This is a genomic window from Pseudomonas sp. URIL14HWK12:I5 (assembly GCF_900176445.1).
In the GTDB taxonomy this organism is placed as follows: Bacteria; Pseudomonadota; Gammaproteobacteria; order Pseudomonadales; family Pseudomonadaceae; genus Aquipseudomonas; species Aquipseudomonas monteilii.
The window spans coordinates 195,540-209,312 of the sequence record NZ_FWXQ01000008.1; the positions used below are offsets into that span (position 1 = coordinate 195,540).

Annotated in this window: 12 protein-coding genes; 7 read left to right on the forward strand and 5 right to left on the reverse strand. The window is 61.7% G+C overall.

Annotated elements, in window-relative coordinates; translation table 11 throughout:
* The first annotated feature begins 10 nt into the window (after window positions 1-10).
* Window positions 11-868 (forward strand): formyltetrahydrofolate deformylase, encoded by an 858-nt coding sequence (gene purU / locus B9A31_RS19420; RefSeq protein WP_019096474.1) that lies wholly within the window; start codon window positions 11-13, stop codon window positions 866-868.
* A 245-nt stretch (window positions 869-1,113) separates the two neighbouring features.
* Window positions 1,114-2,313 carry a formaldehyde dehydrogenase, glutathione-independent gene (gene fdhA, locus B9A31_RS19425; protein ID WP_084297274.1) on the forward strand — a complete coding sequence of 400 codons (1,200 nt, stop codon included), beginning with the start codon at window positions 1,114-1,116 and terminating at the stop codon, window positions 2,311-2,313.
* Window positions 2,314-2,375: 62 nt separating this feature from the next.
* Here the strand turns inward: fdhA and B9A31_RS27800 are convergent, their stop codons facing one another.
* Complete coding sequence (locus B9A31_RS27800; protein WP_084297275.1) at window positions 2,376-3,275, reverse strand: RHS repeat-associated core domain-containing protein; 900 nt, start codon at window positions 3,273-3,275, stop codon at window positions 2,376-2,378.
* Between the two features lie 198 nt (window positions 3,276-3,473).
* Between B9A31_RS27800 and B9A31_RS19435 the strand changes: the two genes are divergently transcribed.
* On the forward strand, window positions 3,474-4,049 hold the full coding sequence (locus B9A31_RS19435) for a DUF2780 domain-containing protein (RefSeq protein ID WP_027610131.1): 576 nt from the start codon (window positions 3,474-3,476) through the stop codon (window positions 4,047-4,049).
* A gap of 64 nt (window positions 4,050-4,113) precedes the next feature.
* Here the strand turns inward: B9A31_RS19435 and B9A31_RS19440 are convergent, their stop codons facing one another.
* Window positions 4,114-5,001: an acyltransferase gene (locus tag B9A31_RS19440; protein WP_019096442.1), complete on the reverse strand. Its 888-nt coding sequence runs from the start codon at window positions 4,999-5,001 to the stop codon at window positions 4,114-4,116.
* Window positions 5,002-5,183: 182 nt separating this feature from the next.
* Between B9A31_RS19440 and B9A31_RS19445 the strand changes: the two genes are divergently transcribed.
* From B9A31_RS19445 to creD, 4 genes are all read left to right on the forward strand, one after another.
* Window positions 5,184-5,684 carry a retropepsin-like aspartic peptidase RloA2 gene (locus tag B9A31_RS19445; RefSeq protein WP_019096441.1) on the forward strand — a complete coding sequence of 167 codons (501 nt, stop codon included), beginning with the start codon at window positions 5,184-5,186 and terminating at the stop codon, window positions 5,682-5,684.
* A gap of 154 nt (window positions 5,685-5,838) precedes the next feature.
* A complete protein-coding gene (gene creB, locus B9A31_RS19450) occupies window positions 5,839-6,519 on the forward strand; it encodes a two-component system response regulator CreB (protein ID WP_084297276.1) in 681 nt (226 codons plus the stop codon).
* A complete protein-coding gene (creC, locus tag B9A31_RS19455; RefSeq protein ID WP_019096439.1) occupies window positions 6,519-7,952 on the forward strand; it encodes a two-component system sensor histidine kinase CreC in 1,434 nt (477 codons plus the stop codon). Before creB ends, creC begins: the two co-directional genes overlap by 1 nt.
* A 198-nt stretch (window positions 7,953-8,150) precedes the next feature.
* Window positions 8,151-9,479, forward strand: coding sequence for a cell envelope integrity protein CreD (creD, locus tag B9A31_RS19460; protein WP_025754057.1), 1,329 nt, complete (start codon window positions 8,151-8,153; stop codon window positions 9,477-9,479).
* Between the two features lie 167 nt (window positions 9,480-9,646).
* On the opposite strand, the gene B9A31_RS19465 is transcribed toward creD, so the two are convergent.
* The 3 genes from B9A31_RS19465 to B9A31_RS19475 all read right to left on the reverse strand — a co-directional run bounded on the left by B9A31_RS19465 (window position 9,647) and on the right by B9A31_RS19475 (window position 13,739).
* The gene (locus B9A31_RS19465; RefSeq protein ID WP_027610129.1) at window positions 9,647-10,270 is read right to left on the reverse strand and encodes a glutathione S-transferase; all 624 of its coding nucleotides are present in this window, start codon (window positions 10,268-10,270) and stop codon (window positions 9,647-9,649) included.
* A gap of 3 nt (window positions 10,271-10,273) precedes the next feature.
* Window positions 10,274-10,942 (reverse strand): peptide-methionine (S)-S-oxide reductase MsrA, encoded by a 669-nt coding sequence (gene msrA, locus B9A31_RS19470; RefSeq protein WP_016714536.1) that lies wholly within the window; start codon window positions 10,940-10,942, stop codon window positions 10,274-10,276.
* 106 nt (window positions 10,943-11,048) lie between these two features.
* Window positions 11,049-13,739: a putative bifunctional diguanylate cyclase/phosphodiesterase gene (locus B9A31_RS19475; protein ID WP_025754055.1), complete on the reverse strand. Its 2,691-nt coding sequence runs from the start codon at window positions 13,737-13,739 to the stop codon at window positions 11,049-11,051.
* Window positions 13,740-13,773: the final 34 nt, after the last annotated feature.

Consider the following 13,773-nt stretch of genomic DNA (forward strand, 5'->3'; position numbering starts at 1 on the left):
AGCGCAGAACATGAGTCGGGCACCGGATACCTGGATTCTCACCGCCGACTGCCCGAGCATGCTCGGCACCGTCGACGTGGTGACGCGTTACCTCTTCGAGCAGCGCTGCTACGTGACGGAGCACCACTCTTTCGATGACCGGCAGTCGGGGCGCTTCTTCATTCGTGTGGAGTTCCGCCAGCCGGATGATTTCGACGAGGCGGGCTTCCGGGCCGGCCTTGCCGAGCGCAGCGAAGCGTTCGGCATGACGTTTGAGCTGACCGCACCGAATCACCGCCCCAAGGTGGTGATCATGGTGTCCAAGGCCGACCACTGCCTGAACGATCTGCTGTACCGCCAGCGCATCGGCCAGTTGGGTATGGACGTGGTTGCGGTGGTGTCCAACCATCCCGACCTCGAACCGCTGGCCCAGTGGCACAAGATTCCTTACTACCACTTCGCGCTCGATCCTAAGGATAAGCCTGGGCAGGAGCGCAAGGTGCTGCAGGTGATCGAGGAGACTGGCGCCGAGCTGGTTATCCTCGCTCGCTACATGCAGGTGCTATCGCCTGAGTTGTGCAGGCGCCTGGATGGCTGGGCCATCAACATTCACCACTCGTTGTTGCCAGGGTTCAAAGGCGCCAAGCCTTATCACCAGGCGTACAACAAGGGCGTGAAGATGGTCGGCGCGACTGCGCATTACATCAACAACGACCTGGACGAAGGGCCGATCATTGCTCAGGGCGTGGAAGTGGTGGACCACAGCCATTACCCGGAAGACCTGATTGCCAAAGGGCGCGACATCGAGTGCCTGACCCTGGCGCGGGCTGTGGGTTATCACATCGAGCGTCGGGTGTTCCTCAACGCCAACCGGACGGTCGTTTTGTAACAGCCTTCACTGGCCTCTTCGCGGGCTTGCCCGCGAAGAGGCCAGAACAGGTCAACACCCCTGTTTCATCCTCCATACCCTCCAGCGACACCCCTGCCGCTAAAAGGCATCTCTCTGTCGCTCCCAGTCAGTGCATCCCGGCCCATCAGGCCCACAATTCCCCTCATTCCAGAAACACATGCCGCCCATGGATGGCGGCGCGTTCAACCACCGCTGCATAAATACAAATCAAGCGAGGTAAGAGCATGTCTGGCAATCGTGGAGTGGTATATCTCGGCGCCGGCAAGGTCGAAGTGCAGAAGATCGACTACCCGAAAATGCAGGACCCGCGCGGCAAGAAGATCGAACACGGCGTCATCCTCAAGGTGGTCTCCACCAACATCTGCGGCTCCGACCAGCACATGGTCCGCGGCCGCACCACTGCCCAGGTCGGCCTGGTCCTGGGCCACGAAATCACCGGTGAAATCGTCGAGAAGGGCAGCGACGTCGAGCGCATGCAGATCGGCGACCTGGTGTCGGTACCGTTCAACGTCGCCTGCGGCCGCTGCCGCTCCTGCAAAGAGATGCACACCGGCGTGTGCCTCACCGTCAACCCGGCCCGCGCCGGCGGTGCCTACGGCTACGTCGACATGGGCGACTGGACCGGTGGCCAGGCGGAATACGTGCTGGTGCCATACGCCGACTTCAACCTGCTGAAACTGCCCGAGCGCGAAAAGGCCATGGAAAAGATCCGTGACCTGACCTGCCTGTCCGACATCCTGCCAACCGGTTACCACGGCGCCGTCACTGCCGGCGTAGGCCCAGGCAGCACCGTTTACGTCGCGGGCGCTGGCCCGGTCGGTCTGGCTGCCGCTGCCTCGGCCCGCCTGCTGGGCGCCGCCTGCGTCATCGTCGGCGACCTCAACCCGGCCCGCCTGGCGCACGCCAAGTCCCAGGGCTTTGAAGTGGTCGACCTGTCCAAGGACACCCCGCTGCACGAGCAGATCGTCGACATCCTCGGTGAGCCGGAAGTGGACTGCGCCGTCGACGCCGTCGGTTTCGAAGCCCGCGGCCATGGCCACGAGGGCGCCAAGCACGAAGCCCCGGCCACCGTGCTGAACTCGCTGATGCAGGTTACCCGCGTTGCCGGCAGCATTGGTATTCCGGGCCTGTACGTGACCGAAGACCCGGGCGCGGTGGATGCCGCTGCCAAGATCGGCGCGCTGAGCATTCGCTTTGGCTTGGGCTGGGCGAAGTCGCACAGCTTCCACACCGGCCAGACCCCGACCATGAAGTACAACCGCCAGCTGATGCAGGCGATCATGTGGGATCGTATCAACATTGCTGAAGTGGTGGGTGTGCAGGTGATCAACCTGGATCAGGCGCCGGAAGGGTATGGCGAGTTTGATGCGGGTGTGCCGAAGAAGTTTGTGATCGACCCGCACAAGATGTGGGGTGCGGCGTAACAAATTTCGCTTAATAAGAGCCCCTCAATTTGAGGGGCTTTTTACACCCTATACTCGCTGATTCACTCATTTCGTCGGCGAATACGCCGTTGAATATTCTGTTGTAGACTTAGTATTTGGCCGTCCTGAGCATACATGTATAGCCTGCCTGGGTGATGATCTCTCATTATTCTCCTCATTATATTGCTCTTGATTCTTCCATTTTTTTGAGCTGAAAGACTTGCGGCAATCGATATCTCCCTGGTTATTTCAGAGAGGCCTTGAAACGGCTCTTCGCCAGGCACTGTTAGTGTATGGTCAGCCCAAATTCCGATATCATCAGCGTTACGGCCGGTTGGTATCCGATCAGGATTGTTGACCGAGAAGCGGCTACTGGAACCATGGCTAGAGGGTGGTGCTCTTCGCGGTAGAGTAGGCGCACCTTGTGCGGATACTGATTCATACGAGTTAAGGTCGGCATAGTTAGAGGAAAAACTACCGCTAGAGCTGTGCGAGTTAAGGCTGGCATAGTTAGAGGAGGAACTACCGTCAGAGCTTCGCGAGTTGATGCCGGAATATTCTGGTTGAGACGGGTACCGTTCTTGGATGGTGGGTGCTCTGTGAGGTACAGGGATTCGATCTCGACTTCTGGTTCGCCCGAATAAGTTGCCGATGCCTTTAAATAAACTCATCCAACTTTGACCTGATGGGTCCAGACGATTGATTGGGTCGCCACCACAGTAGGCATATGCATTGATACCGCCTTTGTCAAACGGGCTCATTACATCAGCCGATTGAAATCGTTGCAGGACGGGGTTGAAGCAACGATGACCGTTGCCAAGAGCATAGAGGCCTGTCAGAGCATCTCGGAACTGACCGTTAAATGCCAACAGCCTTTGCTTTGGAGGTGAATTAACTACGTACCCGTAAGGTGTGTACGCAGAAAAATGAAGGGCGCGCTCAGAATCAGGGGTTTTCTTCATCACCTTGGCCTGCTTGATGTGAATTATTGTTAGCAGTATTTCGATATCCAGCGCATGGCGCTACTGATAGAAATGACAGGTTGGCACCGCTGACCTGGGCCACTTTGATAGCCTCGACAACCAGCCCGGAACCAACCGTGAAACCCTAAGTCCAATGCCTCGTTTCCCCGGCCATCCCGGCCCATGAGGTCCCTTCCGATGAAAGCATTCACCCTGGCAACCCTGATGACCCTGGCCGCAAGCCCGGTGTTTGCCTTCAACCTCAGCGACGCGGCCAACGCCGTGTCTGCCATGCAGAACCAGCAACAGCAAGGTCAGGTGCAGGCGCCCGAGGCGCAGGCCAATTTGCTCAACACCTTGGGCAGCCAATTGAATATCACCCCCGAACAGGCCATTGGCGGGGCAGGGGCGATGTTGGGGCTGGCGCGCAATAACCTGAGCAGCGATGACTATGGGCAATTGACCAAGGCGGTGCCGGGGCTGGACCTGCTTGCGGGGGCCAATGCACTGGGTGGCTTGAGTGGCCTGGGTGAGTTGCTGGGCAAGAACAGCGGGAGCCAGTCGGCCTTGAACAATGCGCTGGGCAGCAATGTGGAAAACCGCAGCGACCTGGACACTGCGTTCAAGGCGCTGGGGATGGATACCGGGATGATCGGGCAGTTCGCGCCGTTGATTCTGCAGTACCTGGGGCAGCAGGGGATTGCCGGGTCGTTGTTGCAGAACCTGGGTAGCCTGTGGACGACGCCGGCACCGTTGGTTCAGCCTTCTGTCTAAAGACCGGGCCCTGCGGGAGCAACTGTCTTCTTGTGGAAGCTGAGCAGCCCAGACGATAAGAATCTCAGATCATTTCCTGGCGCAGTTGCTCAATCCGCTGGTCCTTCTCCTCCCAAAGCTGATTCACCCAGGCCTGCACAGTCTGGCGAAACTCAGGATCATTCTCGTAATCCCCCGCCCACAACGCCGGGTCGAGCTCACGCACCTGAATATCGATAATCACCCGGCTAATGCTGCCATTGAGCAAATCCCAGAACCCCGGTGCCTTGTTGCCGGGGTACACGATGGTCACATCCAGCAAGGCATCCAGCTGCTCACCCAACGCCGCCAACACAAACGCCACGCCACCCGCCTTGGGTTTGAGCAGGTAGCGATACGGCGACTGCTGTTCCAGGCGCTTGGCCTCGGTAAACCGGGTGCCTTCCAGGTAGTTCACCACGGTCACCGGCTGGCGTTTGAACAGCTCGCAGGCGGCCTTGGTGATTTCCAGGTCCTTGCCCTTGAGCTCGGGGTGCTTCTCCAGAAAGGCCTTGCTGTAGCGCTTCATGAACGGGTAATCCAGCCCCCACCATGCCAGGCCCAGCAGCGGTACCCAGATCAGCTCTTTCTTCAGGAAGAACTTGAAGAACGGTGTACGGCGGTTGAGGCTTTCGATCAGCGCGGGGATGTCGACCCAGGTCTGGTGGTTGCTCACGGCCAGGTACGAGGTGTCTTTGCGCAGGTTCTCGACGCCGCGAATGTCCCATTGGGTAGGAATGCACAAGGCGAAGATGGCCTTGTCGATTTCCGACCAGGTTTCGGCTACCCACATCACCGCCCACGAGGCATAGTCGCGGCCACGGCCCGGCAACACCAGTTTGAGCAGGGCGAAGACCAGCAGCGGGCAGATCAACACCACGGTATTGAGCAGCAACAGGGTGGTAGTGAGAATGCCGGTCAGCAGGCGACGCATAAAGAGACTCTTGTTGTGGGAGATAAACGGTTGGCAATGATAAGCAGCGCCGTAGCCTACGCCAAATGTCCAATGCCCGACGGCAGGGACAAATGTTTCACAACATGTTGGTTAACCTTGTGACAGCGAACCTATCCTGCCCGTGCAGTCTAAGCACTGAACCCTCTCAAGGAAGCCTGCCTGTGAAACCTCTGCTTGCCCTGTTGTCGTTGTTGGCACTGCCGGTAATGGCCGCCGAGCCTACGATCTATGGCCGTTACGAGAACATCACCCTGCCCGAGCTGGGCGAAACCCTGAAAGCCAAGATGGACACCGGTGCCTTCACCGCGTCGTTATCGGCCAAGGACATCGAACTGTTCACCCGTGATGGCGAGGAATGGGTACGCTTCCGCCTGGCCACCAAGGACTCGGATGGCAAGGTGTACGAGCACAAGGTATCGCGCATCAGCAAGATCAAGGGCCGCGCCGATGAAGAGGAAGAAGGCGATGCGCCGGAAATCTCCAAGCGCCCGGTGGTGGACCTGGAACTGTGCCTGGGTGACGTGAAGCGCACCGTGGAGGTGAACCTGGTGGACCGCAGCAGCTTCAATTACCCGCTGCTGGTGGGTTCCAAGGCGCTCCGCGAGTTCAAGGCTGCCGTGAACCCCGCCAAGAAGTTTACTGCTGGCAAGCCTGACTGCTGATTCGATCCGCCTGTTCTAGCCCTTTCGCGGGCACGCCCGCTCCCACAGGACTAGCGCTGCTCTGAAGGGCAGCACAGTACCTGTGGGAGCGGGCTTGCCCGCGAAGAGGCCAGTAAGCTAAAAGTGCAGTCTGCCCTCAACAAGGCCGGACGCCATGCCCCATATCCTCATCGTCGAAGACGAAGCCGCCATCGCCGACACCCTGGTCTACGCCCTTCAGGCCGATGGCCACAGTACTGAATGGGTGACCCTGGGCAGCGCCGCCCTCGACCAGCAACGCCAGCGCCCGGCCGACCTGATCATCCTCGACATCGGCCTGCCCGACATCAGTGGCTTCGAAACCTGCCGCCAGTTGCGCCGTTTCACCGAGGTGCCGGTGATGTTCCTCAGTGCCCGCGACGGTGAAATCGACCGGGTGGTAGGCCTGGAAATCGGTGCCGACGACTACGTGGTCAAACCCTTCAGCCCGCGCGAAGTGGCCGCACGGGTGCGCGCGATCCTCAAGCGCATGGCGCCCCGGGCAGAGTCTGCCACCGATACCGTGCTGTTCCAGCTCGACACCCTGCGCATGCAGATCACGTACCGTGGCCAGCCACTCACCCTGACCCGCCATGAGTTCCGTCTGCTGCAATCCCTGCTGGAACAACCGCAGCGGGTGTTCAGCCGCGAACAGTTGCTCGACGCCTTGGGCGTGGCCTCCGATGTGGGCTACGAGCGAACCATCGACAGCCATATCAAGAGCCTGCGCGCGAAGCTGCGCCAGGTAGCGGGCGACGCCGAGCCGATCCAGACCCACCGCGGCCTCGGCTACAGCTACAGCCCGGACCATGCCTGATGCGCCTGGGCATCCGGATTTTCCTGGTGTACTTCCTGTTCGTCGGGTTGGCGGGCTACTTTTTGCTTAATACCGTGCGCGAACAGATTCGCCCGGTGGTGCGCCAGTCGTCTGAAGAAACACTGGTAGACACCGCCAACCTGCTGGCCGAGATCCTGCGTGATGATGTCAAGGCCGGTACCCTGAACCAAAGCCATCTGCCCGAAGTGCTCAAGGCCTATGGCACGCGTAGCCCCGGCGCGCAAATCTGGGGCCTGGCCAAAACCCAGGTCAGCCACCGCATCTATGTCACCGATGCCAAGGGTATCGTGCTACTGGATTCCACCGGCGAGGCCCTGGGCAAGGACTATTCGCAGTGGAATGACGTGCTGAAGACCCTGCGTGGCGAGTACGGTGCCCGCTCCACCCGCAGCGATCCCAACGATGAAAGCACCTCGGTGATGCACGTGGCTGCACCGATCATGGATGAGAGCAAGATCATCGGCGTGGTCACCGTGGCCAAGCCCAACAGCTCGCTGCAACCGTACATCGACCGCTCCGAACAGCGTTTGCTTACCCTGGGCCTCGGGCTGATCGGGCTTGGCCTGCTGATCGGTGCAGCGTTGTCGTGGTGGTTGTCGCGCTCGTTGCGTCGGCTGGCTCGTTATGCGCAGGCTGTGAGCGAAGGCGAGCGTGCTGCGTTACCCCATTACAAGGGCGGCGAGCTGGCGCATTTGGCTCAGGCTGTGGAACGCATGCGCACGCAGCTGGAGGGCAAGGCCTATGTCGAGCGTTACGTGCATACCCTGACCCACGAGCTGAAAAGCCCGCTGGCGGCCATTCGCGGGGCGTCCGAGCTGTTGCAGGACGATATGCCGACCGACCAGCGCGCGCGGTTTGCCGGCAATATCGAGCGTGAGAGCGAACGCTTGCAGCAGATGGTCGAGCGTCTGCTCAACCTGGCCCGGGTCGAGCAGATGCAGGCGCTGGAAGACGAGCAGCAGGTGGCACTGGCGGCGCTGGTGGACGAGTTGTTGTTGGCCCATGCGGCGCGCATCGACGGGGCCAGTCTGCATGTGCGTCAGCGGGTGCCTGCCGGCTTGCGCTTGCTGTGTGATCCGTTCCTGATGCGCCAGGCGCTGGCCAACCTGCTCGACAACGCGTTGGACTTCACCCCGGAGGGAGGCGCGCTGTTGTTCGACCTGGAACGCGATGGCGAGCGGGTGGCGTTGAGCCTGTTCAACCAGGGGCAGGCGATACCGGCGTATGCCATCGGGCGGGTCAGCGAGCGGTTCTACTCGCTGCCGCGGCCAGGAAGTGGGCGCAAGAGCACCGGGCTGGGGCTGAACTTTGTGGCTGAAGTGATGCAGCTGCATGGTGGGGCGTTGGCGGTGGATAACGTCGATGGTGGCGTGCGGGTGAGGTTGTGGCTGCCGGTGCGGCGTATCAGCTGAGATAGCCGGGGCTGCTTTGCAGCCCATCGCCGGCAAGCCAGCTCCCACAGGTACAGCGCCAGGCTTGAAAGCTGTGGAGGCCTGTGGGAGCTGGCTTGCCGGCGATGAGGCCCTTGAAAGTACACACGATCTCCACACAACCTCCCTGAAGCCTCCACGCAAGACGCAGACACTGCGCCCACTGCCACAGGAGGCCCCATGACCAAGACCCTCGGTTACAAACTCGGCATGATCGCCGTGCTCATAGTGCTGTTGCTCATCCCGTTGCTGCTGATCAACGGCCTGATCGATGAGCGCCAGGCCCTGCGCGACGACGTACTGCGCGACATCGCGCAAAGTGCCAGTTTCGACCAGCAGCTCAGCGGCCCGCTGCTGGTGGTGCCGTATCGCAAGTACCAGCGCCGCTGGATCGAAAAGGATGGCGAGCGTACTCAGGAAACCAGCACTGTTGCCGGCCACCTGTACTTCCTGCCGGAAACCTTCGACGCCAACCTGGATGTGGACACCGAACTGCGTGCCCGAGGTATCTACCAGGCCCGCCTGTTCCACGCCAAAGGCCGCATCAGCGGCCGTTTCAAGCTCCCGGAGCGCTGGGGCATCGACAAGGACTTCGACGACTACCGCTTCGACAAGCCGTTCCTGGTGGTGGGCATCAGCGATATCCGCGGCATCGAGAACGGCCTGGAACTGAGCATGGATGAGCAAAAGGTGCCGTTCGAGGCCGGTACCCGGCTCGACTGGATGCGCGGCGGCGTGCATGCCAGCCTCCCAGCGCTGGACGGCCTGCAGGCGCGGGAATTCAGCTACGGCTTCGATCTGGCGCTGCAAGGCACTGGCCAGTTGCACATCGTGCCGGTGGGCCGCACCAGCAGCGTGGACATGCGCGCCAACTGGCCGCACCCAAGCTTCGTCGGCAGCTACCTGCCCAACCGCCGCGACATCGATGCCCAGGGCTTCAGCGCCCATTGGCAGACTTCGTTCTTTGCCACCAACCTTGAAGACGCCCTGCGCCAATGCGCCATTGCCGGGCAGTGCGCCGACTTCAGTGAACGCAGCTTCGGCGTGAGCTTTGTCGACCCGGTGGACCAGTACCTGAAAAGCGAACGGGCGATTAAATACGCGCTGTTGTTCATTGCGCTGACCTTTGCCGGCTTCTTCCTGTTCGAAGTGCTGAAAAACCTGAGCGTACACCCGGTGCAGTACATCCTGGTGGGCGTGGCGCTGGCGTTCTTCTACCTATTGTTGCTGTCGTTGTCAGAACACATCGGGTTTGGCCTGGCGTATGGGTTGTCGGCTTCGGCGTGCGTGCTGCTGATCGGCTTCTACCTGAGCCATGTGTTGCGCAGCCTGGGGCGAGGGGTTGGGTTCGCGGCAGGGTTGGCAGCCTTGTATGCGCTGCTCTACGGGCTGCTGAGCGCCGAGGATTATGCGCTGCTGATGGGCTCGCTGCTGTGCTTTGGCTTGCTGGGGGTGTTCATGGTGCTGACCCGGCGGCTGGACTGGGCGCGGGTGGGGAGGGCGGCATGAGGGAGGACAGAGAGATTGGGCGGTGGCTGGCCCAGCGGATCGGTCAGCTGTTTCCTGTTGTACCTAGGTGAGGCATTCGCGGGCGTGCCCGCTCCCACAGGTACGGCGCACATCTTGAAATTGGCGCCATACCCTGTGGGAGCGGGCGTGCCCGCGAAGAGGCCCTGTCAGGCCACTGGAGAGGTAGCCACCATCGACGGTCGCTTGGCCACCTCGGCATACCACGCCGCCAACCCAGGCTGGCGCTCACGCCAGCCAAACTCCGGCTGACGCAAATCCAGATACCCCAGCGCACAGGCCACGCCAATTGCCGCCAGATCGAACCCGGACATCAGCTCGGGCAAATGCTCCTGCTCCAGGTTGGCCAGGCTACGGCGGATCTTGTCGCCCTGCGCCTGCAACCAACCGTCCCAGCGCTTGTCCTCGGGCCGCAGGAAGCTTTCATAACGCGACGACACCGCCGCATCCATGATCGCATCGGCCTGCGACACCAGCGTCATGCGCCGCCAGCGCGCCGAGCCCTCTCGCGGCAACAGCGGCAGGCCGACGTGTTGCAGGTCGAGGTACTCGCAGATCACCCGGCTGTCATGCAGCACCGTGCCGTCTTCCAGGCGCAGGGCCGGGATCTTGCCGATCGGGTTGTCCTGGTTGAGCTGTGGGTCGCCGCTCACCGGGCTGATGTTCACCGGCTGCAGGGTGACGCGGTCAAGCTGGCCGGTCTCGTGCAGCACCACCATGACCTTGCGCACGAAGGGCGACAGCGGCGAATGGAACAGGGTCATCGTGGCCATGGTTCAGTTGCCCTGCAAGCTGGGCGGCAGGCATACACCGGTGCCGCCGATGCCGCAGTAGCCGTCCGGATTCTTGGCCAGGTACTGCTGGTGATAGGCCTCGGCGAAGTACACGGTCGGCGCCTGGTCGATCTCGGTGGTGATTTCACCAAAGCCTGCCTTGTTCAGTTCGACCTGGAAGGCGTCACGGCTGGCCTTGGCCTGTTCCAGCTGTTCCGGGCTGGTGCAGTAGATGGCCGAGCGGTACTGGGTGCCGACGTCATTGCCCTGGCGCATACCCTGGGTGGGGTTGTGCAGCTCCCAGAACATCGCCAGCAGTTCGCGGTAGCTGACTTTGTCCTTGTCGAACACCACCAGCACCACCTCGGTGTGGCCGGTAAGGCCCGAGCAGACTTCTTCGTAGGTAGGGTTTGGGGTGAAACCGCCGGCGTAGCCGACCACAGTGCTGACCACGCCCTCGCGCTGCCAGAAGCGGCGCTCGGCGCCCCAGAAGCAACCCAGGCCGAAGATGGCGAAGTCGATGGCGCCTTCGAAGAACGGGCCGAGCAGCGGGGTGCCTTCGAACACGTAGTGGAACTCGGGCAGGGTCATTGGCGTTTCGCGGCCAGGCAGCGCCTGTTCCGCAGTTGGCATGACGTTTTTGTTCACCAGGATTTCCGAACGCAGGACCATGGCCGTTCCTCTGTGTTTTTTCAGTTGGATAGGTGTTGAAGCATTCGCGGGCATGCCCGCGAAGAGGCCCGAATGGCTTCTATAGTGCCCGAGGTTTACGCCGCTGTCAGGCCACCGGGCCACGCGGGTAGCGCTTCAGCCGCTCAGCCAGCTCCCGTCCCGGAATCGGCCGGTCGAACAGGTAACCCTGGCCCACGTCGCAACGGTGGCGGCGCAGAAACGCCAGCTGCTCCGGCGTCTCGATCCCTTCAGCCACTACCTTCAGCTTGAGGTTGTGCGCCATGGCCACCACCGCCGAGGTAATTTCCATGTCGTCCTGGTTGTCGGGGATCTCATTGATGAAGCTGCGGTCGATCTTGAGAATGTCGATCGGAAACTTCTTCAGGTAGCTGAGCGAGGAGTAACCGGTGCCGAAATCGTCCATGGCCAGGGTCAGCCCCAGGGCCTTCAGCTCGTCCAGCTGGCGGTGGGTGTCTTCGGTGGCTTCCAGCAGTAGGCCTTCGGTCAGCTCCAGCTCCAGCAGGTGCGGGGGCAGGGCTTCTTCCTTGAGGATGGTGCTGATAGAGGCTACCAGGTCGGGGTCGGAAAACTGCTTGGGCGACAGGTTGATCGCTACGTGCAGGTTACCCAAGCCGGCCTCGCGCAGTTGCTGGCTCATGCTGCATGACTGGCGGATCACCCATTTGCCAATGGGAATGATCAGGCCGGTTTCTTCTGCCACGCTGATGAACTGGTCCGGGCGGATCATGCCGCGCTCGGGGTGGTTCCAGCGCAACAGCGCTTCCAGCCCCAACAGGCGGCCGCTGCGCAGGCAGATCTTGGGCTGGTAGAACACTTCCAGCTCGTTCTGGGTAAGGGCACGGCGCAGGTTGTTCTCGACGAACAGTTTGTAGCTGGCTTCGGCATTGAGCACTTCGGTAAACACCTGCACCTGATGCTTGCCGTTGGCCTTGGCCTTGTGCAACGCCAGGCCGGCGTTTTTCATCAGGCTGGCCGGGTCAGCGCCGTGCAGCGGCGCGTAGGCCAGGCCCACCGAGGCCGTGACGTTGATCAACTGGTTGTCGACGAACATCGGCTTGTCGAGGGTGCGCAGCAATTGCTGGGCAACGCCTTGGCCATCTTCCAGGCTGGTGTCGTCAAGCAATACCGCGAACTCGTTACTGGCAAAGCGCGCCAGGATACCGCCGGTGTGCAAGCTGTTGCGCAGGCGGCGGGCCAGGCTGATCAGCAGCTTGTCACCGGTCTGGTGGCCAAGGCTGTCGTTGATGCGCTTGAAGTTGTCGATGTCCACCAGCAGCAGGCACATCGCGCTTTCGCCATCGCGGGCAAAGCACTCGTCCAGGCTGCGGATGAACGCCGGGCGGTTGCCCAGGTTGGTCAGGTTGTCGGTGTAGGCCAGTCGCTCGATGCGCTGCTGGGCCAGCTTGGTCTGGGTGACGTCTTCGTAGATGCCGATGTAGTGGGTCAGCTCACGGTTATCGCCGTACACCTTGGAAATCGACAACTGGCCCCAGTAGGGCTCCAGGTTCTTGCGCCGGCTCTTGAACTCGCCCTGCCAGCTGTTGCCCATGGCCAGGCTCGACGGCGAGTCGAACAGCAATTCGCTGAGGTTCTCCAATGCCGGCAGCTCACCCAGGTGACGGCCTTGCACTTCATCGGTGCTGTATTGGGTGATTGCAGTGAAACTCGGGTTGACGTACTCCACCCGGCCATCGCGGTTCACCAGCAAAAAGGCGCTGGCGCTTTGCTCGACGGCACGCTGGAACAGGTGCAATGCGCTGGCCGCAGTGCGCCGGTTGTGGTTGGTGATGACTTGGGCGAACTGGTCGGCCAGCTCACCTGCAAAGGCAATCTCGTCCGACTGCCAGGCCCGTGGCTGGCCGGTCTGCTCCAGGCACAGCACGCCGACTACCTGGCCATCGACACGGATACTGGCGTCGAGCATGGCCTTGTTTTCCGGGCGCAAGCTTTGCGCCAGGGCGCGGGTGCGTGGGTCGTGGCCGGCGTTGTGGGCGTCGATGGCGCGGCTGGCGTGCAGCGCGTCAAGGTAGTCGGGGAAGTGGCTGGCATCGATGGCTTCGGGCTGGCGATGCTCTTGTGCGACGCGGTACCAGGCGGTGATCGGTTCCAGACGCTGGTCGTCCAGGTGCCAGATGCTGGCGCTGTCGACCTTGTAGATTTCGCAGGCGCTGCGGGTAATCAGCTGGGCAGCTTCCAGCAGCGAGTTACCGGCACTGTAGCGCTGGCGGGCCAAGCGCAGGATCAGGTCCTGCTGGCCGCGCACGCGCTCCAGGTGTTCCAGCTGCTCTTGCTGGGCGCGCTGGTTCAGTTGCAGGGCCAGCTGCAGGCGGTTGTTGCGTGATTCCAGGTCGTTGGCGTCGGCTTCGCCGGTATCGTCCTGCAGGTCATCGAGCACGCTCAGGTAGCCGCGCAACAGCTGGCGGTTATGCTGCTTGTAGGCTTCACCCACCTCCAGCAGGCGCAGCGAGGCGCTGGGCGTGTGCAGGGTGTAGCGCACGCGGTAGTAGCCGCGCTGGGCCAGTTGCAGTTGGACCTCATCGTGCAGCCGGTAGCGTGCTTCCGGTTCCATCAGGCTGGCGTAGGGTGCATCTACCAAGGCACACAGGTCGCCGGCGTGCAGGCCGAACTGGCGCTCGCAGGCCGGGTCCAGGTAGAGCATGGCCCAGGTGGCTTCGTTGAGCCGTTCGAAACGCAGCATGCCGAGCCGCGAGGGCACGGGTAACGGCGTGACGACCTCGGCCGCCACACGGCTGGCGGCATCGGGTTGGCTTTTCATCGAAGACTCGCTTGAAGAGGGAACGCGGCCTTGC